Source organism: Desulfurivibrio nitratireducens (genome assembly GCF_044068515.1).
In the GTDB taxonomy this organism is placed as follows: domain Bacteria; phylum Desulfobacterota; class Desulfobulbia; order Desulfobulbales; family Desulfurivibrionaceae; genus Desulfurivibrio.
This window is the reverse complement of record NZ_JBIPKI010000027.1, coordinates 1-25,400: the sequence shown is the minus strand read 5'-3', so window position 1 is coordinate 25,400 and position 25,400 is coordinate 1. Positions and strand designations below refer to the sequence as shown.

Below are 25,400 nucleotides of genomic sequence, written 5' to 3'. Positions count from 1 at the left end.
TGCGACTCTTCAGTTAAATCGTTTGGGCCACCACCGCCTCAGCCAGCTTCTGGCGGGTTTGATCAGCTTGGTTAAGGTTAACCTTGATTTGATCGCATATAGCCAAGAGTTCATCAGTTTTTTGGACGATACGTTGTTGCTCTTGCATAGGTGGCAATGGTACGGAAAGCTTTTCAACATCCCCAACCCTGAGATGTTTTACTGTTGATCCGATGGCTTTCTCTGACGCACGTTCCAGCAGATGTGGCTCTGTAAGCGCCAACAGGAGATATTTTCCTGAAACAAATTCGTGCATGGGTCGAATCAACATCGTTCTCTGCCCTAAGCACCATTTTGCTCCCTCTGGTATTATGGCAGCTTCACCCATAGGGGCTTCCCGTGTGAAAATGATGTCATACGGCTTGGGTGGGCACCGCCGTGACCAGTACTCATAGGTCTCCTCATTTACAAACTTCAAATCTGGCAAGCGGAATTCCCTATCCCGGATATTTGACGTTCGAATGATTGGTATACCTTCTGGTGCGTAAGGTGCTGTCTTGTTATGACAGTCCACCATCAAACGACACAACTGAATCAAATGTACCGTAATCCAGTTAGATGGCAAACCAAAATGGGCACTTGCCGGCTTAATACGATTCAGCTTCTTCAGCATTGTGCGGCATTCAGGATCATGCTCCATGTTCTCTTCAAGCCATTGTTGCCGTCTTTGGGCTAATCTTTGAAAAAGCAAATCCGCCGGTTCGTCGTTGGGGTCTTGGGGGACGAGGCGGCCCATGACGGCCAGTTGGAGGATGGTTTGTTTGAGGCGGTCGATGCTGGATTCGGTGGTGAATAGGGTGTCGAAGTGGGTTTGGAGGCGGGTCCAGTTGGCGGCCAGTTCGGTGGCGTCGGCGGAGCGGGTCAGGGTGTCGAGCAGGGTTTCGACGAGGGTTTCATGGGCGGCGAGTTGGTCGCTGGTCTGCTGCTCCAGGCGGTCGCAGAGGGCCATGAGTTCATCGACTTTTTCGACGATGCGGTGTTGTTCGGCCAGGGGTGGGATGGCAGAAACCAGAAAGTATGCTTCGTTACGGTTCAAGCCAGGCTTGATACCTTTGCCAATCTTTTCCAAGCAAAGAGACTGAAGCATTAAAAAGGTAAAGTTAAGATCAAAGCCTTCAGGAGGAACCAAAAAATACGCTACATCGGTTGTCCACGATGGGTTGGTCGTTTTATTTACTGCCCCTGCGGAACCTTTGCGACCGATAACGAGGCAAGGTTCTTCAGTTAATGCGACATCATGAAAACCCACCACACCATTAGAACCAAAGACTTCAACGTTGCCTTCCTCGTTACGATCTTTTGCTGGTAATGCTTTTCCGTATTGAAACTCGAGATAAGTTCCTACCCTGAACCACTCCCACCCTTCCGGCAACGCAAACGGCTGCTCACCCTCCCCCACCGCTGGCAACGGTTTGGGCTTCTTGATCTTCCCTTCCTTTACCAGGCGGTTTTTTTCCGCCGCTATTTTTTCCAGCAGCACCGAGGCCGGTTCGTCCGCCGGGTCCTGGGGGACCAGTTTGCCGCGTACCGCCAGTTCCAGGATCAGTTCCCGGAGCTTTTTGATGCCGGTCAGCTCCGGTTGGCCGTTGTTGCCCCGGCCGTTGTTGGCCTTGGGGGTGACGGCGGCGGTCCAGAGGTCCAGGTTGTCAGTGATCAGGCGGGGGGCGGTCATGGGGTGTTTTCCTGGCCCGGTTTGTTTGGCTGGCGGTCCAGGGCTTCGGCCAGGATCTCCTTCAACTGGTCGCGGAGCTGCTGGATTTCGCTCTGCTGCTGGTGGTAGCGGGCCAGCAGTTTTTCCGGGTCGTGGTTTTGCTGCTCGGCGGCGTAGGGGTTCTTGATATCCAGGTTGTAGTTGCGGGCCTTGATCTGCTCCACCGGCACCTGCCAGGCCCGCTCGGTTTCCCGGCGGGTAGTGAAACCGTCGGCCTCCTCGCCCCACCAGTCGATTTCCGCCTGGAATTCGGCAAACTGCATGGGCTTGGTCTTGCTGTAGCTCTTGTAGCCCTCCGGGTAGGGGTGTTCGTAGTACCAGATCGCCTCGGTGGGGGCGCCCTTGGTGAAGAAGAGCAGGTTGGTCTTAATCCCGGTGTAGGGGTTGAAGACCCCGTTGGGCAGCCGCACGATGGTATGCAGGTTGCACTCGGCCAGCAGCTTTTCCTTCAGCCGGGTTTTCATCCCCTCGCCGAAGAGAAAGCCGTCCGGCAGGACCACGGCGGCCCGGCCCCGGGGCTTGAGCAGGTGGATGAACAGAGTCAGGAAGAGATCGGCGGTTTCCCGGGTGCGCAAGGCCTGGGGGAAGTTGGTCTCGATACCGTCCTCCTCCATGCCGCCAAAGGGTGGATTGGCGACGATCACGTCCACCCGCTCCTTGGGGCTCCAACTGATCAGGGGGCGGGCCAGGGTGTTGTCGTGCTTGATCTGGTCCGGCACTTCGATGCCGTGAAGGATCAGGTTGGTGGTGGCCAGCAGGTGCGGCAGGGGTTTTTTCTCGACGCCGATAATGGAGCGCTGGAGGATGGCTTCATCCTGGGGGGTTTGTACATAGTGCCGGCGCTTGTGCTCGATGGTGGAGGCGAGAAAGCCGCCGGTGCCGCAGGCGGGGTCCATCACGATCTCTTCCAGCTTGGGGTCCACCCGGTTGACCATAAACTCGGTGACCGCCCGCGGGGTATAGAATTCGCCGGCGTTGCCGGCGCTTTGCAGGTCCTTGAGGATCTGCTCGTACATGCCGCCCAGCTCGTGGCGTTCGCTGGATTTGTTGAAGTCGATTCCGGCCTGCAGCTTGTTGATGACCTGGCGCATGAGCTGGCCGGACTTCATGTAGTTGTAGGCATCCTCAAAGACGTTGCGGATCACCACCCCCCGGTAATCATCTCCCTTGGGCTGGAGATTCTGCAGGCCGGGGAACAGGGTGTTGTCGACAAAGTTTTTCAGCTCTTCGCCGGTCATGCCCTCCGGATCGGCGGCCCAGTTGCGCCAGCGCAGTTTTTCGGGGATCGGGGAGCGGTAGTGGTCGTCGAACATCTCCCATTCCAGTTCCCGGTCGTCGAAGATTTTGAGGAAGAGCATCCAGACCAACTGGCCGATGCGCTGGGCATCGCCGTCCACGCCGACGTCTTTGCGCATGATGTCCTGGATTGACTTGATGGTGGTGCTGATATGGCCATGGGGGTTCCTTGGGGTCAGAGGACACGTCATTAGGGGACAGATTTGAAATCTGTCCCCGGTTACCGTCCTCTGTCGGTTGAATAAAGAGCATCTTCCAGGTCCTTTACCGCCTCGGTGTAGCCGGGCTTGCCCCCGAAAGCGTTGACCAGTTCCATTGCCGAGCCCATCCTGGTGAAGGGGTCGAGATTGAGGATTTTGACATCCTCGATGGGCTCGATGCCGGCGTCGGTGTACTTGGTGAGCAGGGCATCCAGCACTTGCCGGCAGGCTCCTTCATACTTGCTGAAGTAATTTCGTTTGCGGACCTGTTCGGCCCGTTCCCTGCGGCTGAGGGGCGGCTGATCGTAAACGATATGGCAGATGACGTCAAAGGGATCGGGTTCGGCTCCGAGCTTTTGGCCCACCTCTTTGATGAGATCGTCCCAGAAGATGCCCTTTTCCGCCAGTTCCTCGATGATGGCCTGTTTGCGGTCGGCCTCGTTCCAGTGGCGGAGGAAGTCGTGCAAGGAGGCGTATTGCTCCTTCACCTTTTTGCGGGTGTAGTCCCGCAGGCTCTCGGTGATCAGCTTGCCGTCCGGCCCCAGGTATTGCACCCGCTCGGCGATCACGAACACGTCGACATCGTCGATCACGTAGCGGACGGGCTTGTGTTGGTCTTGGCCGGGGCCCTCCCCTTCAGAGTCAATCTCGTGGCCCCTTGGTATTTCGCCTTGGTCGAACTCGCCGCCGGGCGGGGGCAAGGGCTCTTGTTCATCGGCGGGCACGATGGGGTCGCCGGGTTTGGGCTGATAGACTTTCACCGGCTCGCCGTCGAAATTCGGGTCGGCAAAAAGTTCGGTGGCCTTCTTGAAGTCGAGGATGGTGAACCAGTGCTTGTTGTAATCGTCGTTGATCCGGGTGCCCCGGCCGATGATCTGCTTGAACTCGGTCATGGACTGGATGCGCTGGTCCAGGACAATCAGCTTGCAGGTTTGGGCGTCCACCCCGGTGGCCAGCAGTTTGCTGGTGGTGGCGATGACCGGATAGCGTTCTTCCGGGTTGATGAAGTTGTCCAGTTCCGCCTTGCCTTCCTGCTCGTCGCCGGTGATCCGCATCACGTACTTGCGGTTTTCCCGCACCCGCCTGGGGTTGAGATTGACCAGGGCCTGGCGCATCCGTTCAGCGTGATCGATGTCTTCGCAAAAGACGATGGTTTTCTGGTAGGGATCGGTATTCTCGAGAAACTCGTTGACCCTGGCGGCCACCGTTTCGGTGCGTTTTTCCAGGACCAGGTTGCGGTCAAAGTCTTTCTGGTTGTAAACCCGGTCTTCGATCTCCCGGCCGTACTTGTCGGTCTGGCCCCTGGTCGGCCGCCAGCCCTGCAGGTCCTTGTCCAGATCGACCCGGATCACCTTGTAGGGGGCCAGGAAGCCGTCTTCGATCCCCTGTTTCAGGGAGTAAGTGTAAATCGGCTCGCCGAAGTAGTCGATGTTGGAGACTTCCCTGGTTTCCTTGGGGGTGGCGGTCAGGCCGATGTGGGTGGCCGTGGAGAAATATTCCAGAATCTGCCGCCAGGCCGAATCCACCGCCGCGCTGCCTCGGTGGCACTCATCAATCACCACCAGATCGAAGAAGTCGCGGGAAAACTGTTTGTAGATGTTCTGCTCTTCCTCGGTGCCGGTGACCGCCTGGTAGAGGGAAAGATAAATTTCGTAGGACTTGTCCACCGTTCGGTGGCTGACCTTGGTCATCGCCTGGCCGAAGGGTTTGAAATCGTTGTTCTTGGTCTGGTCCACCAGGATGTTGCGGTCAGCCAGGAAGAGAATCCGTTTCTTCTGCTTGGCCTTCCACAGCCGCCAGATGATCTGGAAGGCGGTAAAGGTTTTGCCGGTACCGGTGGCCATTACCAGCAGGATGCGGTTCCGGCCTTTGGCCACCGCCTCCACGGCCCGGTTGATGGCCACGGCCTGGTAATAGCGGGGAGTGCGGCCGCTGCCGTCGTCGTAGTAAGCCTGCTCGACGGTTTTGCGGGCGGTCTGGTCGAGGCCCTTGTAACGGCAGTAAAGTTCCCACAGGGTTTGCGGTGAAGGGAATTCGGCCAGGGCCAGGGTGGTTTCGGTCTGATCGCTCAGGCCGGTGCGGTCGTGGAAGAGGAAGCCGTCGCCGTTGCTGCTGAACACAAAGGGCACATCCAGGGCATCACTGTAGGCCAGGGCCTGTTGCATGCCGTCGCCCAGACCGTGGTTATTGTCCTTGGCTTCTATAACAGCGATGGGCTGGTTTTTCTGGTAGCTGAGAACGTAATCGGCCCGGCGCTGCTTGCCCCGGGTATGGAGGCGGCCCCGAACAATAATGCGCCCCGCCGTAAAAGAGACTTCCTCCCGCACCTGATCCAGAACATCCCAACCGGCCCGCTCAATGGCCGGAGTGATGAACTTGGTGCAGATGTCCCTCTCGCTGAGCTGTTTTTTGGTCGCGCTGTCCATTTTCCGCAGTAAAAACCAGGCACGGCAAAAAAGCAAGAAAAGGGGTGTTTCTTCTTAGACGGCTTATTTAGCTTCGCGCCATTTTCCTTCCAGGCGTTGGAGGGAAACGGGGAACCGGGTTTTCAGTTCCTGGGCAAATAGGTTGTCTTGTATTCTGCCAGCATCAGGCGGTATTCGGCCAGCAGAGCTTTTTTGTTGGGAGTGAGAATTTGTTAATGGGCGGGTTTTTTTGCTATAATGGTTTCCGGACATGTAAACGGTCGTTTTTCTACGATAAACATCGGGAGGCTATAACATGGCAAAAAAAGCGGGAAGCCGTTTGCAAGATATTCCGAAGTCGCCCCGATCTTCAGATTACAAGCCTATTGAAGATTACGGGGTGATAGGTGATCTGCATACCACGGCGCTGGTGGCCAAAGATGGTTCCATCGACTGGTGCTGTTTTCCCAACTTTGATTCTCCCGCGGTTTTTGCTGCTATTCTTGATGTCCAAAAAGGCGGTCATTTCAAAATTTCGGCCCCGTCGGCCACGGTGCGGAGGCAGCTTTATTTCCCGGATACCTGCATTCTGATTACCCGCTTTCTGAGCCCGGACGGCGTGAGCGAGATCCTTGATTTTATGCCGCCGGGCGGGGAAAGCGAAGAAGGGCATGTTTCCCAGATTGTCCGCCTGGTTCGCTGTGTAAAAGGAACTGCCGCGCTGGAGCTGGAGTGTTTTCCGGCCTTTAATTTTGCCCTGTCGCAACACCGGTTGAGTTTAACCAAAGGCGGCGCTGTTTTTTCCGCCGACGGCAAGACCCTGGGGCTGACCTCGGCGGTTCCTTTGCAGGGCCATGAACGGGGGGTTTGTAGCCGGTTCACCTTGCAGTCGGGCCAGGCCAAAACTTTTCTTTTGCGCTGGGCGGACAAGAAGTGCCCGGCCAAGGTCATCGACCCTGATTTTGATTGCGAGGGCGCGTTCCGGGAAACGGTCCGCTTCTGGGAACGGTGGATCGAGGGGTGCAGTTACAAGGGCCGGTGGCAGGAAATGGTCCGGCGTTCGGCCATGACGTTGAAGCTTCTGACCTTTGCCCCTACGGGGGCCGTGGTCGCGGCCCCGACTACCAGCCTGCCCGAGACCATCGGCGGCGGGCGGAATTTTGATTACCGTTATACCTGGATCAGGGACGCGGCATTCACGATGTACGCCTTCATCCGCCTGGGGCTTACGCGTGAGGCCGACCGCTTCATGGAATGGATTGACGCGAGGGCCCACGAGGAAAAGCCGGACGGTTCTCTGCAGATTATGTACAGCATTCACGGCGAGCACCATCTTCCGGAAATAGAACTCGACCATTTGGCAGGATACCGGGATTCGCAGCCGGTGCGGGTCGGTAACGCCGCTCATGATCAGCTCCAGCTCGACATCTACGGCGAACTGATGGATACCGTTTATTTGTCGAATAAATACGGCAAAAAGCTTTCTTACGATCTTTGGCTGCATTTGGAGAAAATGCTGGGCTATGTCTGCAAGAACTGGCACCGGAAAGATGAGGGAATCTGGGAGGTCCGGGGGGGAAGGCACCACTTTGTTTCTTCCCGGCTGATGTGCTGGGTCGCGCTTGACCGCGGGCTCCGGCTGGCGCAGAAGAGGGGGTTCCCTGCCGATCAGGAACGCATGCGGCGGCACCGCGACAAGATTTACAAGGAAATCATGGCCCAGGGCTGGAACGATGAAAAGAAGTCGTTCGTTCAGCATTATGACACGGATGCCCTGGACGCTTCTAATTTGCTCATGCCGCTGGTTCTCTTTATATCCCCGACTGATCCCCGGATGCAATCGACCCTGACCGCCACCCTTAACGAGCTGGTCTCGGACAGTTTGGTGAACCGCTATCAGGTCGAGCATGGAGCCTGGGACGGCTTTCACGGTGAGGAAGGCACCTTTTCGATCTGCACCTTTTGGCTGGTAGAGTGCCTGACCCGCGCCGGCCGTTTGGAAGAGGCCCGGCTGATTTTTGAAAAGATGCTTTCCTACGCCAACCCGCTGGGACTTTATTCCGAGCAGATCGGCCTTACCGGAGAGCATTTGGGTAATTATCCCCAGGCGTTTACCCATTTGAGCCTGATCAGTTCGGCCTTCAATTTGAACCGTGTGCTGGGGGAATAGAAGTCATGTGGCTGGATGTCAGCGTGCCCATTAAAGACAATATGGTGACCTGGCCGGGTGATCCGGCCGTCCGGGTCGAGCGCACCGCCAGGATGGAAGATGGCGACAGCGCCAATATTTCAAGCCTCTCCATGGGCTCTCATACCGGCACCCATGTGGATGCCCCGTATCATTTTTTTAAGGGCGGCAGCACGCTGGACCGCATGCCTCCTGACGCCTTGATCGGCCCGGCAAGGGTTATTGAGATTCGGCACCGCTGGGAAGTCACGGCGGATGAATTAAAGGAGCACCGGATCAGGCGGGGACAAAGGATTCTTTTCAAAACGCGCAATTCCGGCCGCTGTTGGAAGTCTGCCGGTTTTGTGAAAGACTTTGTTTTTATTTCGCCGGGCGCCGCGCGGTACCTGGCCCAACGGCGGGTCCGGGCAGTGGGGATTGACTACCTTTCGGTGGGTCCTTATGAGGAGGATGGGGGCCAAACGGGGGTTGAGGTCCACCGGATCCTGCTTGCCAGTGGTATTTGGATTATCGAAGGCCTTGATCTCAGGAAGGCCGGGGCCGGAAGATATCAGCTTATCTGCCTCCCCTTGCGGGTATTTCAAAGCGACGGCGCTCCGGCCAGAGCCGTTCTTTCACCATTAAGCTGAGCGGGAGGAAATGAGCCATGGCCAAGAAAAAGGAGAAATTTTCCCAAGCAGCGATGCCTTCCTGCCCACCGCGGCCGGTGCTGCAGGGACAGAAGGCGCTGGTGACCGGCGCGAGTTCCGGGATCGGCCGCGCCGTGGCCATTGCCCTGGGCGAGGCGGGGGCGGATGTGATGGTGAATTACCGCGGCCAGCGCGAGCAGGCGGAAAAGACGGCGGCGGAAGCGAGCCGCCACGGCTCCAGGGCCGTTGTTTTTCGCGCGGATGTCAGCCGGGAAGAGGACGTTCGGGTCATGTTTGACAACGCTCTGGCCGAATTCGGCCGCCTGGATATTCTGGTCAATAACGCCGGCATTCAAATCGACCGCCCCTTTGATGAGACTTCCCTGGAAGATTGGCGGAAAGTCATCGACGTGAACCTGACGGGCCAGTTTTTGTGCGCTCGCGAAGCGGTGCGGATTTTTAAACGCCAAGGCGTGGTCAAAGAAGTTTCCCGGGCGGCGGGCAAGATTATTTGCATCAGTTCCGTTCATGAAGAGATTCCCTGGGCCGGGCATGTCAATTATGCCGCGTCCAAGGGCGGGGTCAAGCTGCTGATGAAGAGTGTCGCCCAGGAAGTCGCGCCCCATCGCATTCGGGTCAACAGTATTGCCCCGGGGGCCATCCGCACGCCCATCAACGAAGAAGCCTGGAAAACTCCCGAGGCCTACGAAGAGCTGCTGAAGATGATCCCCTGCCAACGCATCGGCGAGCCCGCGGAAATCGGCCGGGCCGCCGTCTGGCTGGCCTCGGACGACTCCGACTATGTGCACGGCATCACCCTTTTCGTGGACGGCGGCATGACCCTTTACCCCGGGTTCGAGAACGAAAAATGAGCGGCGGGCGGTGCTGAACTCTTCCTCATGCTCCCGGAGGATCAAACCGCCTCTTCCACTTCCCGCCATTTTTCTTCCAGGCGCTGGGGGGAGACGGGGAACCGGGTTTTCAGTTCCTGGGCAAAGAGGCTGACCTTATATTCTTCCAGCATCAAGCGGTATTCGGCCAGCAGGGCTTTTTTGTTGGGAGAGAGTTGGGCGGGCTGGGGGTATTGGGCCAGGCGGTCCTGGAAGGGGGCCAGTTGGGCGGCCTTGGCGGCGTCCTTGGCCGGGACGGCGTGGGCGCGTTCGCTTCTGATCCGCAAGGCCTTGAGATAGCGAGGCAACCGGGCCAGGCCGGCTGCATCATGGCGGGCGAGGAAATCGGGGGGGACCAGGGCGGTCAGTTGGCGTTGCAGTTCCGCCGCCAGCCCGGAAGCGGCGGCACTACCCTGCCCTGCCGGCTGGGTAGTTGGGTGCAGGCGGTTCAGGGTGTTCAGTACTTCCCAGCGTTCGTTGAGGACTTCGAGGATCAGGGCGTAAAGCCGGCGGGCTTCGGCAAACAGGCCCTGGGCGCGGACCCGTTCGACGGTGGTTTGGAACTCCTCCGGGCTGGGAATTCGGTCTTCATCGGTAGCGAAAATTTCCCGCAGAACAAATTCGACCATTTGCCGGTTGAGTTCATCGAGGCCGGTCAAGCCCTGGGCCAGGCGCCAATGCTGGCGGGGGAAGACCAGTTCCTTGCGCAGCATTTTAAGCCCGGCGCTGAACTCCCGGCGGTAGAGGCGCAGCAGCCCCTGGCGGGTGGCGGCCCGGGCCGCTTCCTGGTCGGTGAAGAGCCGCAGGTTGACCTGCTCGCCGCTTTCCTCCAGGCCCGGAAAGAGATAACCGGTCAGTTGGCCGTCGGCCCCCGACACCGGCAAGCGCTCGGGGATGTTCGGCAATTGCTCGGCGCTGATTTTTTCCCGTTCCCATTGCTGCCGCAGGGCATTTACCGCCGCCTCGGGCAGTTCGGCCCGGCGGCTTTCGCCCCGGCTGACCAGGGCGCCCAGGTCGCGGCCCGCCGCCACGATTTTGCCCTGCTCGTCCACCAGGCAGAACCGGCAGCGCAGGTGCAGGGGCAGATCCGCGATCGCCCAGGCCGAACCGGGGATCCGCTGGCTGAACATCTCGTAAATCGCCCGGCTTAAGCTCTGGTAAAGGGAGACGTTGCCGGGCTTGAGAGCCCGGGCAAGGTCGGCGGCGGTCTGGGGAATCGGCACCAGGTGGCGGCGCAGGCTCTTGGGCAGGTTCTTGAGCAGGAAGAAAATCTTTTCCTCCAGCATGCCCGGCACCAGCCATTCGAAAAATTCCGGCCGCAGGTGGGGGGCCAGGGCCACCGGGATCATTATGCTGAGGCCGTCGTCCTCGGACCCGGGCTCGAAATGGTAGCTCAGGGCCAGGCTGAGTTCACCGACCTGGAGGGCGGCCGGGAATTTTTCGGCCAGATCGGGCTCGGGCTCCCGGCTGATCAGGTCTTGCTCGCGCAGGCGGAGAAAGTCGTCGCCCCGTTTGGTTTTGAGCAGGCGGTTGAGGCCGGCCTGGTCGAAGACCTCGGCGGGCAGTTGGCGGTCGTAGAACTGGTAAATCTCCTCGTAGCCCACCAGCAGGTCGCGACGGCGGCTGCGCTCCTCCAGGTCCTGGAGGCGGGCGATAGCTTCCCGGTTGTGGTCGAGGAATGGATAGCCGCCCCGCAACTCGCCCTCCACCAGGGCGCTCTGGATAAAGAGGCGGCGGGCATCCTCGCGGTCGACCCGGGCATAGGGGATCTTGCGGCCGGTCACCACCGGCAGGCCGAAGAGGGTGCCCCGTTCGGTGGCCACCACCTGGCCGCGCCTCTTTTCCCAGTGGGGATCGCTGTAGCTGTAGCGCATCAGGGGCCGGGCCAGGGGTTCGATCCATTCCGGCTCGATGGCCGCCACCGTACGGGCGTAAAGCTTGGTGGTTTCAACCAGTTCCGCCGCCATGATCCATTGCGGTAAGCGGCCCCGGGGCACCGCATCTTGTGGCGACCGGGCCGGCTTACGGGCCGGAGCACGCAGCGCCGCCCCGCTTGCCGCAACCTGCGGCATCCCACGACCGCTTACCCCGGCATGACCCTGGTGGGTGGTTGCAGTTTTGGTTTCCCTGGTTGGTTCAGTTCCGCCGGCGAATTCCTGTTTTTGGGCGGCATAGAGCAGCGAGCCGGGGAAGATCATGACCTCCCGGCCCCCTCCCCCCTGGTAGCGGTTTTTCTCCTTCTTGAGGGCGATATTGCGCAAGTTGCCGCTGAGCAGTGCCTGGTGGATGGCGGCGGCCTGGGCCGGCACCTCGTTGAAGCTGAAGCCGCGCTCGTCGGCGAGAATCCGCAGGATCTGGTCGTGGATATCCTGCCATTCCCGCATCCGCTGATAGGACAGAAAATGGCTGGCGCAGAACTTGCGCAGCTTGCCCTGGCTGCCGGTCTGCGCCAGCACCGCCCGGCTGGTTTCCCAGAGCTTGAGGTAGAAGAGAAAATCGGACTGGGCGGAAGCAAAGCGCTGGTGGGCCTGGTCGGCCTCCTTTTCCTTGTCCGCCGGCCGGACGCGGGGGTCCTGGATGCTGAGGGCGGCGGCGATGATGCAGACCTCGCGCAGGGCGTTGTGGTCCCGAGCCTCCAGGATCATCCGGGAAATGCAGGGGTCCAGGGGCAGACGGGCCATCAGCCGGCCCTGGCGGGAAAGCCTGGCCGGGGCGGTGGAACCGGGGGCGGTCGGTTCCAGGGCCCCGAGTTCGGCCAGCAACTGGTAACCGTCGCGGATGGCCCGGGCCGAGGGGGGATCGACGAAGGGAAAGGCGGCGGGATCGCCCAGTTGCAGGGCGGTCATCCGCAGAATAACCTCGGCCAGGTTGGAGCGGACGATTTCCGGCGGGGTGTAGAGGGGCCGGTTGAGGTAATCCTCCTCGGGGTAGAGGCGAATGCAGATGCCGGGGCCGACGCGGCCGCAGCGGCCGGCCCGCTGGTCGCAGGCCGAGCGGGCGATGGGGACCACCGGCAATTTGTAGGTCCGGGCCCGGGGGTTATAGGCGGCGATCCGGGCCAGGCCGGTATCGACCACGTAACGGATGCCGGGCACGGTGATCGAGGTTTCGGCCACGTTGGTGGCGATCACGATTTTGCGGCCCTTGACCGGCTGAAAAATCCGCCGCTGCTCGGTGGGCGAGAGCCGGCCATAGAGGGGCATGATCACCGCCCGAAAATTGGGGTCAGACACCATTTTGCCTAAAGCCAAAATGGTGTCTGACCCCAATTTTCCGGCCAGGATTTCGGCGGCTTCGCGGATATCCCGTTCGGTGGGCATGAAGACCAGGATGTCGCCGGGGCCTTCCTGTTCCTCGATCTCCCGCACCGCCGCCACCGCCTGCTCGACGTAGCTCGGCTCCTCCCCTGCCCCCTCCCCTTCGCCTTCCGGCGGCCGGTAGCGGATCTCCACCGGGTGGGCCCGGCCGGCCACCTGGATCACCGGGGCATCCCCGAAATGGCGGGAGAACTTGGCGGTGTCGATGGTGGCCGAGGTGATGATCACCTTCAAGTCCGGCCGCTGATCCAGCAGGTTTTTGAGGATGCCGAGGAGAAAGTCGATGTTGAGGCTGCGCTCGTGGGCCTCGTCGACGATGATGGTATCGTAGTCCCGCAATTCCCGGTCGTGCTGGGCCTCGGCCAGGAGGATGCCGTCGGTCATGAACTTGATTCTGGTGCTGCGGCTGGTGCGGTCGCTGAAGCGGATCCGGTAGCCCGCCAGCTCTTCCCCGGCCGGGCCCAGTTCCTCCCGCAGGCGGGCGGCCATGGAGATGGCGGCGATCCGCCGGGGCTGGGTGCAGCCGATCTTCTTCTGCTTTCCCCGCCCGGCCAGCAGGCAGAACTTGGGGATCTGCGTGGTCTTGCCGCTGCCCGGCTCGCCGGCGATGATCACCACCGGGAAGGCCTTGATGGCGGCCACGATCTCCTCGCCGAATGCGGCGATGGGCAGCTCCGGCGGGCAGGTAAGAATCGGGGCGGCGGTGGGGGCGGCAAAGGATGGGGACACGGGGCTGGAACTCTCCTGCGGGCCGGGTGGGCTTACGGTTGAAGGATCAGGCGGCAAAGCGAGGATACTACCATATTCGGCTCAGCGATGCAGCCAGCAGGCGGCGAAGTGGCCGGGCCGGGGCTCGAACTCGGGAGGCATCTCGCGGTCGCAGAGCTCCGGAATCGCGTGGGGGCAACGGGGATGAAAGCGGCAGCCCGGCGGCGGGGAGATCAGGCTGGGTGGCTCGCCGCCGGGAACGGCCCGCACCCGGTCGGCGTTGGCCGGGTCGGGCTCGGCGATGGCCGCCAGCAGGGCCTGGCTGTAGGGATGCTGGGGCTGGTCCACCAGCTCGTTGACTTCCGCCTTTTCGACCATCTTGGCGGCGTACATGACAAAGATCCGCTCGGCGAAGTGGCGCACCGTGGCCAGGTCGTGGGTGATAAAGGCCAGGGTCAGGTTATGGCTGGTTCGGATGGTGTGGAGCAGGTTGAGAATCTCGACCCTGACCGAGGCGTCCAGCATCGAAACCGGCTCGTCGGCGATGATCATCGCCGGGCGCAGGATCAGGGCCCGGGCGATGACCACCCGCTGCTGCTGGCCGCCGCTGAGCATATGGGGAAACTTGGGCAGAAAGTCCTCGGCCGGGGTCAGCCGTACTTCCTCCAGGGCCTCACCGATGCGGCGCCGGCGTTCGGTCCGACTGGTGATCCCGTGGACGATCAAAGGTTCGGCCAGGATCCGGCCCACGCTCATGAAGGGGGGCAAGGCCCCGTAAGGGTCCTGCTGGACATAGCCGACCCGGGCCCGGTAGTGGAGCTGCTCGGCCCGGTTCAGGCTTTGCAGGTTCCTGCCGGCGAAGATCACCTCGCCGCCGGTGGGCCGGTAGAGGCCCAGCAGGGTGCGGGCCAGCGAGCTTTTGCCGCTGCCCGATTCGCCGACGAAGGCCACCGCTTCGCCGCGCCGCAGCTCGAAGCTCACCTCGTCCACCGCCCGGACGAAGCCGGCCGGCAAAAAGCCCCAGCGCCGGAGCTCGAACCAGGTGCGCAGATCCCGCACCTTCAGCAGCGGATCGGGACAGGAATCGGTGGTCCAGGTGGACTTGGGCGTCATGGCTGTGCTCCCTCGGCATAGAGCCAGCAGCGCACCTGGCGCCCGCCCGGCAGGGTCATCAGGCCGGGGTTTTCGGCGCAGCGGCCGAACCGGGAGGGACAGCGGGGGGCGAAGCGGCAGCCGGCAGGCAGGCTGAGCAGGCTCGGGGGCTGACCGGTGATGAACTCGGGCCGCTTTTCCTGGTGCAGGCGGGGGATGCTCGCCAGCAGCAGCTTGGCATAGGGATGGAACGGGCGGAGGAAGAAATCGGCCGCGCCGGCCAGTTCGACGATCTGGCCGGCGTACATCAGGGCCACCCGGTCGGCGATCTCGCTGGAGGTGGCGACGTCGTGGGTGATGAGGATGAAGCTGGTCCCCAGTTCCCGCTTGATCCGCTTCAGCACATTCATGATCCCGGCCTGGGTGAGGACATCCAGGGCCGAGGTGGGCTCGTCGAGGATCACCAGGTCCGGCTCGGTGATCAGGGCCATGGCCAGCACCGCCCGCTGCCGCATCCCCCCGGAAAGCTCGAAGGGGTAGCGGCGGAGGAAATCGGCGGAAATCCCCACCAGGCTGAAGACCTCGGCCGCCCGCGCCAGGGCCCGGGCCCGCGACCAGCCGCGATGGACCAGCAGGGGCTCGGCCACCTGCTCGCCGACCCGCACCACCGGGTTGAGGGCGTTCATCGCCGCCTGCATGACCATGGCAATTCGCACCCATTGGACCTCGCGGCGGAAGCGCTCGTCGTTGTAGGCGCTGATCTCGGCCTCATCGAGGAACACCCGGCCGGAGCAGATTTCGACGTTGCGGGGCAACAGGCGCAGCAGCCCCCGGCCCAGCGAACTTTTGCCGCAGCCGGACTCGCCCAGGACCACCATGGCCTGGTGGCGCTCCAACTCGAAGCTCACCCCGTCCACCGCCCGGCCGATCCCGGCGCTGGTGCGGTAAAAGAGGCAGAAGTCATCGACCCGCAGCAGGTTCCCGGCCGCCATCACATCGCCCTCAAGCGCGGGTTGAAAATGCGGTCCAGGGCAAAGCCGAGCATGGCGAAGCCCAGGCCGGTGAGCATCAGCAGAATCGCCGGGGCGACCACCCAGTAATAGAAGCCGTTGTAGAGGGCGCTCATGGTCTGGGCGTCGTTGAGGATCTTGCCCCAGGTGGGCAACACCGGATCGCCCAGGCCCAGCACCGCCAGCGAGGCCTCCAGGAAGACGAAGGTGGGAATCAGGGTGACGAAGGCCGGGATCAGCACCGGCAGCACCCGGGGGATCATGTAGCGGGTGATGATCCGCAGATCGCCGGCCCCGTATGCCCGGGCCGCCTCGATGTAGGGGGCGGAGCGCACCGGCAGCAGCATGGCCCGGTACATCTTAATCCCGGCGCTGAAGATGCCCAGGGCCACCACCACCCCCAGCATCAGCCAGATGCTGGTCGAGTAGAGGGTGCCGACCATGACCAGAATCGGCAGCAGGGGCAGGATCATGTTGACCTCGGTGAGGCGCTGGATGATGGCGTCCACCCAGCCCCCGAACCAAACCCCGGCGGCGGCGATCACCAGGGTGGTAAGGGTGGTCCCCACCGCCGCGATCAGGCCGAAGGCCAGGGCCACCGGGGTGCCCCAGAGCAGGGCCACCATCAGGTCGCGCCGCAGGTGATCGGTGCCCGCCGGCCCGTGCACCCGGCCGTAGATGACCAGGTCGACGGCCAGCTCGGCGGCTTCCTCGAAGAGGATCGCCTCGACCGTCAGTTCATAGGAACCGGTCCGGGCCCGCTCGGGGACGGTGGCGCCGGGTTCGGCCAGCAAACCGATATGGGGTACCTCACCCAGCCGGCGCTCCAGGGCCAGGTCCTGGGAGATGGCAATCCGGTCCTCGCGACTGATCCGCCGCCCGCCCAGGGGAACTTCCTCGCCGTCCGGGGTGTGCCAGGTGAGGCGGACGAAGGGCTGGCGCTCCTGGTAGGCGGCGCTGAAAAAGAGGTTGATCTCGCTGGGAAAACCGGCGTAATCGTAGTCGAAGGCCAGGGGAATCCGCATTTGGCGGCCGCCGGCGAAGGGTTCCTCCTCGATGACGGCCGCGGCGCTGGAAACGATCATGGTCCGGGGCTGGCCGCCGCCGGTGAGGCGGTCAACCCAGGCCGAGCGGGCGTTGACCGGGTGCATGCGCCACTGGTCGCCCCCCCGCCAGAGGCCCAGGGCCTCGCTGTAAGGAATGGCGATCACGGCGTAAACCGCGATCCCCACCAGAAAGGCGATGATCGCCAAACCCACCAGGGCCGAGGGGTAGCGGCCCAGTTGCCGCCCTGCTTGGCGCCAGGTACTCATCGCCGGCCTCCGGTGACCCGGACCCGGGGGTCAAGGATCGCGTAGAGGATGTCGAGGATGAAGACGGTCAGGGCCAGCAGGTAGGCGAAGATCACCACCGAGGCGATGATCACCGGCATATCGCGGTGGCCGATGGCTCGGAACATCAGGGTGCCCAGTCCCGGCCAGTTGAAGACCTGCTCGAGAATGATCGCCCCGCCCCAGAGGCCGATCAGCATCAGGGCGAAGCTGGTGATGATCGGAGCCAGGGTGGGCCGCAGGATATAGCGGCGCTCGATGAGCCGGGAAGGCAGGCCCTTGGCCCGGGCCATCTCGACGTAGTCCTCGCTGGAGTGGATCAGGAAAAAGGTCCGCCAGGAATAAATCGAGATGAAGATCGCGGAGAGAAACATCGCCGCCAGCGGCAGGGCCATGTGGCGGAGGACGTCAAGCCCGTAGGCCAGCCGCCCTTCCGGCGGCGGCGAAGAGACCATGCCCCCGGAAGGCAGGATCGGGGCCAGGAAGGCGAAGATCAGGATCAGGAAGATGCCGTAGAACCAGGCCGGGGCCGCCGAGGTGGGGGCCAGCCCGATCACCGCCCGGTCCAGGGCGCTGCCGTAGCGGCGGGAGAGATGCAGGGCAGCGAAGATCGATACCCCGAAGACCAGCAGGTTGGCGGTGCCGAAGAGCAGCAGGGTCGCCGGCAGGCGCTCGACGATGATTGCCCGCACTTCCCGGGCGCCGCTGTCGCTGTGCATGTGCTCGGCCCGGCCGAGGTTGAGGCGCATGGCCTGGTAAAGATAATCGAAGCTGCGGATGATGAAGGGCTGATCCAGGCGCAGGCGTTCGATCTCGAGCTGGACCCGCTGCTGGATCAGGGCGTTGCGCTCCTCCGGGATCAGGTCGCGGAAGGCCGGGTCCTCGCGGACCGCCTCGGCCGCGGCCGAACGGATCTGGACCAGGCGCAGTTCATCCACCTGGCCGCCCATGTTGGCGATCAGGATGGCCAGGTAAACCCCCACCATGACCGTGAGGAAAAGGGCGACCAGGCGCAGGCCGGCAAAGGCGGCGAAGCGCTTGAGGTCCCCCAGCCAGGCGCGGCGGGGAACCGGGGCTGCTGATTGCGGGCTGGGATTCATGGGCGATCGGTCTCCCCGTTTGGCGGGCCGGGCCGGGCCGGCACGGTGGCAAAGGCCTGGGAGGCAAAGGTCGGCAGCGCGACCCGGCGGGAGGTCACCGCCACTTCCAGGCTGTTGGCCCCGGTGCCGAGCTGGGCGAGCTGCTCGGAGTCGAGGGCGATCCGCCAGCGGCCGGGTTCCGCCGGGGCGGCCGCTCCCCGCAGCACCAGCTCACCGACCCCGTCGAAGAGCAGATACTGGACCGCTTCGATGGCCTCGGCCGGATAGGGCTCGCCGCCCAGGGTAATTTGCAGCTCGAATTCGGCCGCCTCGCCGGCGCTCACCACCAGGGGTCCGTCCAGCTCGAGTTCGGGGATTTCCGGCCGGGTGAAGCGCAGCCATTTGCTGGCCGGATCGGGAAAATCGGGGAAGCGGCGGATGACCACGCTGCGTTCCACCGGATGGACCGAATGGAGATAGAAAGGACCGTCATCGACCCAGAAATGGCCCCGCAGGCGGTGCCAGTCGGTCAGGGCCTGGTAGCGGGCGGCGACCTCGCCTTCGGCCATAAAGCCTTGCAGGGTCGCGGCGAAGGGCACCGCCCCGCTCTCTTGGGCCTCCCGCAGGTGACGTTCCAGCACCCGCAGGCTGGGCCCGCCCACCAGGCTGAGCCAGTTGACCTCCAACTGATCCGCCTTGGCCGAGGAGAAGGCCAACTCGCCGTTGCTTTCGGCCATGATCCCCAGGGCCAGGGTGTGCCAGGGTGATGAGCCGGGGGTGCGGGCGGCCACGATCCATTCGGCGTCCGGGTAGATCTGGTCGCTGTAAATTTCAATGGTCAGGGGATCAAGGCTGAGCAGGCGCCAGCCCCGGAAGTGGCGGCGGAAGACCTCGAAGGTGGGGGCGTAGCTTCGGTCGTAGAGGGGGCTGTTTTCATCGGCCCGCTCGAAGGTGAGGATCCAGGGCAGGATGATGTCGGCCGGGGATACCGGAGAGCCGTCATGCCAGTGGCGCTGGAAGTAGCCGGGCTCGTAGCGCACCACGGTGCGGGTGCGGGCGGTGATCCCCTCCGGGTGCTGCTCGCCGGCGGTGACGAAGCGGCCGCCGGCGCCGTCCCAGGCGATCCAGGTGTCGGCGGGCACCGGAATCTCGGGGGCGGTATCCAGGGTCAGCCAGTCGAGGGTCCGGATCACCGGCACCCCTTCCTGGACGGTCACCGCCGCCGCCTCGATCCGCTGGGGCCAGTAGAGCCCGGTGAAGGGGTCGGGCAACAGCGAACTGTCGCCGAGCGAGCGGATGATCATGGTGTCGAAGATCCAGTTGCTGCCGGCCACCGGGTTCCACGGCTCGGTGAGCAGGCCCGGGGTGGCGATGACCAGCCGGCCGCCGACCCGGTCGCGGAAGCGGATGGTGTAGGGCCAGAGCACCGAGCCCGAGGTGCCGCCGGCCAGGTCCACCGCCAGCAGCACGTCGCGAGAGCGGGGCCAGAGGTTGAGCTGATCGATCAGCCAGATCCGCACCGAGTCCTCCATAGCCAGCTCGAGGCCCCGGGCCATCAAGGTCTGGCGCTCGTCCCAACTGGCGTAATCCCGGCGCTGGAGACGCTCGGCAATCTCGTCCAGTTCGGGCTCCGGGGCATAGACCTGCCACAGGGGCTCGGGCCGGCCCCGGGGGGTGTAAAAGTCGCTGAGGTTGCCGGCCAGGTCGCGGTTGATCACGGTGGAAATCCAGCCCCCGGTGTAGAGGTGCCAGTTGCCGGCGTAAGGGTCGCCGGCGATCCAGATCCGCGAGGCCTCCTCGGCGGTGCGATAGCGGCGTTCGACCCGGAAGCCGACTTCCTCCAGCAGGTTGGCGACGTAATCGCCCACCTGGCGGCGCTCGTCCTCGGTGCGGATCAGCACGATCAGGCGCACCGGCTTGCCTTCGAGCATCCAGGAGCCCTGTTCGAGGCGGGCCCCGAGGCGTTCCATCTCGCGCTGGATCACCGCCCGGGCCCGCTCGGGATCATGGGCGTAGCGCAACTCCAGGGCCCGGGCCACGTCGGCCAGGCGGGCATAGTCGGGGAAGGCAGTGTTAAGGGGCAGCCAGCGGGGCACGGCCAGGCCGCCGTAGATTTCCTCGGCGATATGGCGGCGGTTGATCAGCCAGTTGAGGGCTTCGCGCAGCTCGCGATGGTGGAAGGGGTTGATTTCGCCGTTGTGGAACCGGGGCCCGGCCGGATTGACGGCCAGCTCGCCGGCGGTGCCGTAGGAGAAGTCGTAGGCCGCCCGTTCGGAATCGCGCAGGCGGCGGAAGACGGTGGCGCTGGTAACGCCCTGGGCGAAAACGTGGTGGGTGCCGGTTTCGATCAGGGCGGCGATCTTGCCGGCGTCGGCTTCCTGGGTAAAGACGACTTCATCGACCAGGGCGCCGCGCCGCTCGGCCTGGTCGAACGGTTCCGGGAGCGCCGCCGGTTCCTGCGGGGCCGGAGGCAACAACAGGATTGCCGCGCCGGCCAGCAGGCCGAGGACGAGCAGATAGAAACCGGTCTTCCTCATCATATCAACGGCTTGGGATCATGGTGATGGCTCCGCCGACCTTATGGTTTCTGCTTCGCAATCCGGGTACTGCCGGGGGATTACGAAAGATAGCCGAGCACGGTTTCACCGGCCTTGACCTTGCGGCCTTCGGTGACTTCCAGTTGGGTGGAAAGGGGCAGATAGAGATCGACCCGGGAGCCGAAGCGGATCAGGCCGAAGCGCTGACCCCGGGCCAACTGGTCGCCGGGCTCGGCCCAGCAGACGATGCGGCGGGCCACCAGCCCGGCCACCTGGACCACCGCCATCCTGTGGCCCCGCTCGGAAGCCAGGACCAGGGCGCAGGCCTCGTTCTTCAAGGCTCCCCGTTCGCTGTCGGCGGAATAGAAGGAGCCCGGCATGTAGATAATCTGCTCCACCCGGCCGGGGAAAGGGATCCGATTGACGTGAACATTGAAGATGTTCATGAAAATGCTGACTTTGTAAACGTGCTCTTTGACGAAGCGTTCGTCAAAAACCCGCTCCACCCTGATCACCTTGCCGTCGGCCGGGGCCACCAGGACATCTTCTTCGCGGGGAGCGACCCTCTCGGGATCGCGGAAAAAATAGACGATGAACAGGGTGAGAGCCAGCAGCAGCAGGGCGGGAAGAAAGAGGCCGAGAATCGCCACCACCAGGGTGGCGAATCCGGCCAGCAAAATAAAGGGGTAGCCCTCCAGGGCCACGGGAATCCGGGCTTTAAGCATGTCTGGCTTAGGACTTCTTGCCGCGGGTGATGGCGATGACCCCGGTGCGGACGATTTCCTGGATGCCGATGGGCCGCAAAATGTCAATGATCGCCTGGACCTTGGTTTTAGAGCCGGTGAGTTCCACCACGTAGCTCTTGGGAGAAACATCGACCACCTTGCCCCGGAAGATATCGATCACCCGCAACACCTCTGCCCTGGTTTCGGCTTCGGCCTTGACCCGGATCAGGGCCATTTCCCGCTCGACATGATCGTGCTCGGACATGTCGGTAACCTTGATGGCATCGATCAGTTTGTGGAGCTGCTTGGTGATCTGCTCGATGATGGCCGCGTCCCCGTGGGTCACCAGGGTCAGGCAGGAAACATCCTTCTCCATGGTTTCAGCCACGGAAAGGCTGTCGATATTGAAGCCGCGGCCGCTGAAGAGCCCGGTGACCCGGGAAAGCACCCCGGGCTTGTTTTGCAGCAGAACGGAAATCGTATGTCTCATGGCGGTTCCTGTTTCAGAAGTCAATTGATGATTTTCTTCGGTTAATGCCTCGGCTGAAACAAAACGTTCAGCAGGGTTGCAGATTCGGGCAAGCAACCCGGTGCCGCGCAGGCCGCTGCGCAAGCCGGGTTGCTTGCCCGAAGATGCGGGCCTGCTGGACGTTTTAGACCAGCAACATCTCGGTGGTGGCCTTCCCGGCCGGAACCATGGGGAAAACCCCTTCCTCGCGGGAAATAACGAAGTCCATGATCACGGTATTCTTGGTCTTGAGGGCTTCCTTGATCACCGGTTCGACTTCGCTGGGCTTGGTGGCCCGCAGGCCCACGGCGCCGTATGCTTCGGCCAGCTTGACAAAGTCCGGGGCCACGTCCAGGGTGGTGTGGGCGTAGCGCTTGTCGTAAAACAACTCCTGCCACTGGCGGACCATGCCCAGGTAGTTGTTGTTGAGAATGGCGATCTTGACCGGACAGTTGTACTGCCGGGCGGTGGCCAGCTCCTGGATGTTCATCTGGATGGAGCCGTCGCCGGCGATGTCGATAACCGTCTTCTTGGGGGCGGCCATCTGGGCGCCAATGGCGGCGGGAAAGCCGTAACCCATAACCCCCAGGCCGCCGGAAGTCATGAAGTGGCGGGGGTGGTTGAAATGGTAGAACTGGGCCGCCCACATCTGATTCTGGCCGACCTCGGTGGTGATGATGGCATTGCCCTTGGTCAATTCATGGAGCTTCTGGACCACGAACTGGGGCTTGATCACCCCGGCTTCCTCGAGGTAGCCCAGGGGATGACGGGTCTTCCACTCCTTGATCCGCTTATGCCAGGCCTTGTGCTGCTCCTTGGCCGCCTTTTTGTCGAAGCCCTGGCTCTTGTCGAACCAGACGTTCATGGCGGTCAGGGCATGGCGGCAGTCGGCCACGATGGGGATGTCGACCCGGACGTTCTTGCTGATCGAACTGGGGTCGATATCGATATGGATGATCTTGGCGTGGGGGGCAAAGGCGTCGATCCGGCCGGTGACCCGGTCGTCGAAGCGGGCCCCGACGGCGATCAGCAGATCGCAGTTGGCCACCGCCATGTTGGCGTAGTAAGTACCGTGCATGCCCAGCATTCCCAGGGAAAGGGAGTCGGTGCCGGGAAAGCCGCCCAGACCCATCAGGGTCATGGTTACCGGGATGTCGAGCTTCTTGGCCAGTTCGGTCAAGGCCTCGGAGCCGTTGGAGCTGATCACCCCGCCGCCGGCATAAAGCACCGGCCGCTGCGCCTTGAGCAGGGTTTTGCAGGCCTTTTCGATCTGGCCGGGATGGGGCTCGTAGGTGGGCTTGTAGGTCCGCATCTTGATCGGCTGGGGATCGGTATAATTGATGGTCGCGGCGATCACGTCCTTGGGCAGGTCAACCAGGACCGGGCCGGGCCGGCCGCTGCGGGCCAGGTGAAAGGCTTCGCGGATGGTGGGCACCAGGTCTTCGGGCTTCTTGACCAGGTAGTTGTGCTTGGTGACCGGGCGGGTGATCCCGACGATATCCACTTCCTGGAAGGCATCGTTGCCGATCAGCATGGTGGGGACCTGGCCGGTGAAAACCACCATCGGAATGGAGTCGCAATAGGCGGAGGCGATCCCGGTGACGGTGTTGGTGGCGCCGGGGCCGGAAGTAACCAGGGCTACCCCGACTTCCCCTCTGACCCGGCCGTAGGCGTCGGCGGCATGCACCGCGGCCTGCTCGTGGCGGACCAGAACGTGGGTCAGCTTTTTGGCCTGCAGCAGTTCGTCGTAAAGATCGATGACCGCACCGCCGGGAAAGCCGAAGATAACCTCAACCCCTTGTTCCTCCAGGCACTTGACAAATGCCTGCGCTCCTTTCATTTTCATTTCTTCTTTCCTGCGTTTGGTTATTGTGTCGACGTCGCAAAAAACCGCGCCGACGACCGGGCACGTTTTGCAACTACTTGTTTGCGCATTACCGACCAATACTTTGGGCGGGTTTTTGTGAAGTTGTCATCTTTGTCGACGTCGCAAAAAACCGCGCCGACGACCGGGCACGTTTTGCAACTACTTGTTTGCGCATTACCGACCAACCCTTGGGGCGGGCTTTTGCGAGATTGTCGTTTTGGGTCAAAAAATCTTAATATAGTAGTTGGGCAACGCTTGTCAAGCAGCTTCGCGCCGCCCGCCCCTTTTCAAGACGAATATTGCCGCCGGGCCGGCAGGCTATGCCCCGGCGGCGGCCGTCAGCACGGCTTGTTCTGCCCCGGCCGCCGGCAGGATTCCGGCAGCCCGGCCGCGGCTGAGAAACTCGGTCACCGCCCGCTCGCCTTCCTCGCCGAGATCAAGGGAAAAGCGGTTGACGTAAAGTTCGATATGGGCCCGCAGCACTCCTTCATCCAACTCTCCGGCATGGCGACGGATATAGGCCATGGCCCCGGCCGGGTTTTCCCGGGCCCGCTCCAGGCTGGCCCGGATTGCCGCCTCGATGGCCGCCAGTTTCGCCCCTCCCAGGGAGCGGCGGGCCACGATTCCCCCCAGGGGAATGGGCAAACCGCTGATTTCCTCCCACCAGGTCCCCAAGTCGGCCAGCAGCACCAGGCCGTGGTCGCGGTAGGTGAAACGGCTTTCGTGGATGATCACCCCGGCGTCGATTTCACCCCGAACCAGGGCCGGCATAATCCGGTCAAAGCGCATCACTTGCAGGTTGCCGGTTGCGGCGGCCTCCCCCGCCCCGGCGCGGTCACGCAGGCAGGCGGGGGCAAAGAGGCCCAGCAGCATGGCGGCGGTGGTGTAGCGGCCGGGAATGGCCACCCGCCGGCCGGCCAGTTCGGCCGGATCAAGCTTGGATCGGGCCACCAGCAGGGGGCCGCAGCCCCGGCCCAGGGCCGCCCCGGCCCGCAGCAGCACGTAATGATCGAGGACATGGCCCAGGGCGTGAAAGGAGAGTTTGCTGACGTCCAGTTTGGCGCTTAGGGCCCAGCGGTTGAGGGTCTCGACATCCTCCAGCAGCACCGGGGCGAATTCCGGGGCCTCGGCCACCAGGCCGTGGACCAGGGCGTGAAAGATAAAGGTGTCGTTGGGACAGGGGGAAAAACCCAGGGAAAGCGGACTGGTCATTAAGGTTGCCACCCTATTTTGCTTGCGGTCTGGGCCGGATCAGGCGGATCCTGGCCAGGCCGCGGCCAGTTCCGGCAGCAGCCGGCCCAGAACGTCCGTGTTGGCCCGGATCGCCTCGGCCAGGCGCCAGCGCCCGGGATCGCGATCCTCGACCATATTGCTGACGCAGCGGAGCTCCAGCAAAGGCCGCTGGAAATTGCGGCAGACCAGGGCGGCGGCGGCGCCCTCCATGTTTTCGCAAAGGCCATGATGCCGCCGGGCCAGGGCCCGGCCCCGCTCCAGGGTGGCGCTGGCGGCATTGACGGTGACAAAGGTGCCGCAATGAAAGGGGATCCGCAAGCGGCGCAAAATCTTGACCGCTTCCTGCAAAAGGGGGCTATCGAGGGAGAATTCACGGCCGGCATCCAGCTCGGGCCGGCCGAAGGGCTCGGCTCCATGCCCGGCGGCAACTCCGAAATCCCCCTGAACTTCCCGCTGAGCCAGGCAGATATCCAGCAGGCCGGGGTGGGGAGGCTCAGCAGATGCGGCGGCGGAACCGCCGGGGGCCGAGGCGGTGAGCGGCGGATAGGCGCCGGCCACCCCGGCCATTATCACCGCGGCATAAGCTTCCGGCCGAGGGGCCAGGCAGGCGGCCAGGGCGGCGGCGGCGGCCGTCA

Annotated in this window: 17 protein-coding genes; 3 read left to right on the top strand and 14 right to left on the bottom strand. The window is 62.9% G+C overall.

Translation table 11 applies throughout. The features are described 5' to 3' along the window. Positions 1-13: 13 nt before the first annotated feature. Genes ACHHTY_RS07995 through hsdR form a run of 3 tightly spaced genes read right to left on the bottom strand, consistent with a single transcriptional unit; the run spans position 14 to position 5,672 of the window. Positions 14-1,711, bottom strand: coding sequence for a restriction endonuclease subunit S (locus ACHHTY_RS07995; protein WP_395493584.1), 1,698 nt, complete (start codon positions 1,709-1,711; stop codon positions 14-16). Then, positions 1,708-3,237: a type I restriction-modification system subunit M gene (locus tag ACHHTY_RS07990; RefSeq protein ID WP_395493583.1), complete on the bottom strand. Its 1,530-nt coding sequence runs from the start codon at positions 3,235-3,237 to the stop codon at positions 1,708-1,710. Before ACHHTY_RS07990 ends, ACHHTY_RS07995 begins: the two co-directional genes overlap by 4 nt. Before the next feature lie 29 nt (positions 3,238-3,266). Then, the gene (gene hsdR / locus ACHHTY_RS07985; RefSeq protein WP_395493582.1) at positions 3,267-5,672 is read right to left on the bottom strand and encodes an EcoAI/FtnUII family type I restriction enzme subunit R; all 2,406 of its coding nucleotides are present in this window, start codon (positions 5,670-5,672) and stop codon (positions 3,267-3,269) included. A gap of 295 nt (positions 5,673-5,967) precedes the next feature. Here hsdR and ACHHTY_RS07980 point away from each other — a divergent pair, with 295 nt between their 5' ends. The 3 genes from ACHHTY_RS07980 to ACHHTY_RS07970 are packed head-to-tail and all read left to right on the top strand — an operon-like array spanning position 5,968 to position 9,340. Further along, on the top strand, positions 5,968-7,821 hold the full coding sequence (locus ACHHTY_RS07980) for a glycoside hydrolase family 15 protein (RefSeq protein ID WP_395493581.1): 1,854 nt from the start codon (positions 5,968-5,970) through the stop codon (positions 7,819-7,821). A gap of 5 nt (positions 7,822-7,826) precedes the next feature. Continuing rightward, positions 7,827-8,468, top strand: a complete 642-nt coding sequence (locus tag ACHHTY_RS07975; protein WP_395493580.1) for a cyclase family protein — start codon at positions 7,827-7,829, stop codon at positions 8,466-8,468. 17 nt (positions 8,469-8,485) lie between these two features. Continuing rightward, entirely contained in the window at positions 8,486-9,340 is an 855-nt protein-coding gene (locus ACHHTY_RS07970) for an SDR family oxidoreductase (protein WP_395493579.1), read from the top strand. A 41-nt stretch (positions 9,341-9,381) separates the two neighbouring features. On the opposite strand, the gene hrpA is transcribed toward ACHHTY_RS07970, so the two are convergent. The 11 genes from hrpA to mqnB all read right to left on the bottom strand — a co-directional run. Next, positions 9,382-13,404, bottom strand: a complete 4,023-nt coding sequence (gene hrpA, locus ACHHTY_RS07965; RefSeq protein WP_395493578.1) for an ATP-dependent RNA helicase HrpA — start codon at positions 13,402-13,404, stop codon at positions 9,382-9,384. An 81-nt stretch (positions 13,405-13,485) separates the two neighbouring features. Next, positions 13,486-14,496, bottom strand: coding sequence for an ABC transporter ATP-binding protein (locus tag ACHHTY_RS07960; RefSeq protein ID WP_395493577.1), 1,011 nt, complete (start codon positions 14,494-14,496; stop codon positions 13,486-13,488). Beyond that, a complete protein-coding gene (locus ACHHTY_RS07955; protein ID WP_395493576.1) occupies positions 14,493-15,467 on the bottom strand; it encodes an ABC transporter ATP-binding protein in 975 nt (324 codons plus the stop codon). The genes ACHHTY_RS07960 and ACHHTY_RS07955 overlap by 4 nt, the downstream gene beginning before the upstream one ends. Next, a complete protein-coding gene (locus ACHHTY_RS07950; RefSeq protein WP_395493575.1) occupies positions 15,467-16,798 on the bottom strand; it encodes an ABC transporter permease in 1,332 nt (443 codons plus the stop codon). Before ACHHTY_RS07950 ends, ACHHTY_RS07955 begins: the two co-directional genes overlap by 1 nt. Then, complete coding sequence (locus tag ACHHTY_RS07945) at positions 16,795-17,916, bottom strand: ABC transporter permease (RefSeq protein ID WP_395493574.1); 1,122 nt, start codon at positions 17,914-17,916, stop codon at positions 16,795-16,797. The genes ACHHTY_RS07950 and ACHHTY_RS07945 overlap by 4 nt, the downstream gene beginning before the upstream one ends. Further along, positions 17,913-20,435: an ABC transporter substrate-binding protein gene (locus ACHHTY_RS07940; protein WP_395493573.1), complete on the bottom strand. Its 2,523-nt coding sequence runs from the start codon at positions 20,433-20,435 to the stop codon at positions 17,913-17,915. Before ACHHTY_RS07940 ends, ACHHTY_RS07945 begins: the two co-directional genes overlap by 4 nt. A gap of 77 nt (positions 20,436-20,512) precedes the next feature. Further along, on the bottom strand, positions 20,513-21,157 hold the full coding sequence (locus tag ACHHTY_RS07935) for a phosphatidylserine decarboxylase family protein (RefSeq protein WP_395493572.1): 645 nt from the start codon (positions 21,155-21,157) through the stop codon (positions 20,513-20,515). A 7-nt stretch (positions 21,158-21,164) separates the two neighbouring features. Then, positions 21,165-21,647, bottom strand: a complete 483-nt coding sequence (ilvN, locus tag ACHHTY_RS07930; RefSeq protein ID WP_395493571.1) for an acetolactate synthase small subunit — start codon at positions 21,645-21,647, stop codon at positions 21,165-21,167. Between the two features lie 163 nt (positions 21,648-21,810). Next, positions 21,811-23,511: a biosynthetic-type acetolactate synthase large subunit gene (gene ilvB / locus ACHHTY_RS07925; RefSeq protein WP_395493570.1), complete on the bottom strand. Its 1,701-nt coding sequence runs from the start codon at positions 23,509-23,511 to the stop codon at positions 21,811-21,813. Positions 23,512-23,850: 339 nt separating this feature from the next. After that, positions 23,851-24,744 carry a 1,4-dihydroxy-6-naphthoate synthase gene (locus tag ACHHTY_RS07920; protein ID WP_395493569.1) on the bottom strand — a complete coding sequence of 298 codons (894 nt, stop codon included), beginning with the start codon at positions 24,742-24,744 and terminating at the stop codon, positions 23,851-23,853. A 39-nt stretch (positions 24,745-24,783) separates the two neighbouring features. Further along, the coding region (gene mqnB, locus ACHHTY_RS07915; RefSeq protein WP_395493568.1) for a futalosine hydrolase at positions 24,784-25,400 on the bottom strand (617 nt) is incomplete at its 5' end.

What these genes read in the sequence shown, in the direction of transcription:
- ACHHTY_RS07995 (WP_395493584.1), bottom strand. Translation starts at nt 1,711, where the DNA reads ATGACCGCCCCCCGCCTGATCACTGACAACCTGGACCTCTGGACCGCC.
- ACHHTY_RS07990 (WP_395493583.1), bottom strand. Translation starts at nt 3,237, where the DNA reads ATGACGTGTCCTCTGACCCCAAGGAACCCCCATGGCCATATCAGCACC.
- hsdR (WP_395493582.1), bottom strand. Translation starts at nt 5,672, where the DNA reads ATGGACAGCGCGACCAAAAAACAGCTCAGCGAGAGGGACATCTGCACC.
- ACHHTY_RS07980 (WP_395493581.1), top strand. Translation starts at nt 5,968, where the DNA reads ATGGCAAAAAAAGCGGGAAGCCGTTTGCAAGATATTCCGAAGTCGCCC.
- ACHHTY_RS07975 (WP_395493580.1), top strand. Translation starts at nt 7,827, where the DNA reads ATGTGGCTGGATGTCAGCGTGCCCATTAAAGACAATATGGTGACCTGG.
- ACHHTY_RS07970 (WP_395493579.1), top strand. Translation starts at nt 8,486, where the DNA reads ATGGCCAAGAAAAAGGAGAAATTTTCCCAAGCAGCGATGCCTTCCTGC.
- ACHHTY_RS07960 (WP_395493577.1), bottom strand. Translation starts at nt 14,496, where the DNA reads ATGACGCCCAAGTCCACCTGGACCACCGATTCCTGTCCCGATCCGCTG.
- ACHHTY_RS07955 (WP_395493576.1), bottom strand. Translation starts at nt 15,467, where the DNA reads ATGGCGGCCGGGAACCTGCTGCGGGTCGATGACTTCTGCCTCTTTTAC.
- ACHHTY_RS07950 (WP_395493575.1), bottom strand. Translation starts at nt 16,798, where the DNA reads ATGAGTACCTGGCGCCAAGCAGGGCGGCAACTGGGCCGCTACCCCTCG.
- ACHHTY_RS07945 (WP_395493574.1), bottom strand. Translation starts at nt 17,916, where the DNA reads ATGAATCCCAGCCCGCAATCAGCAGCCCCGGTTCCCCGCCGCGCCTGG.
- ACHHTY_RS07940 (WP_395493573.1), bottom strand. Translation starts at nt 20,435, where the DNA reads ATGATGAGGAAGACCGGTTTCTATCTGCTCGTCCTCGGCCTGCTGGCC.
- ACHHTY_RS07935 (WP_395493572.1), bottom strand. Translation starts at nt 21,157, where the DNA reads ATGCTTAAAGCCCGGATTCCCGTGGCCCTGGAGGGCTACCCCTTTATT.
- ilvN (WP_395493571.1), bottom strand. Translation starts at nt 21,647, where the DNA reads ATGAGACATACGATTTCCGTTCTGCTGCAAAACAAGCCCGGGGTGCTT.
- ilvB (WP_395493570.1), bottom strand. Translation starts at nt 23,511, where the DNA reads ATGAAAATGAAAGGAGCGCAGGCATTTGTCAAGTGCCTGGAGGAACAA.
- ACHHTY_RS07920 (WP_395493569.1), bottom strand. Translation starts at nt 24,744, where the DNA reads ATGACCAGTCCGCTTTCCCTGGGTTTTTCCCCCTGTCCCAACGACACC.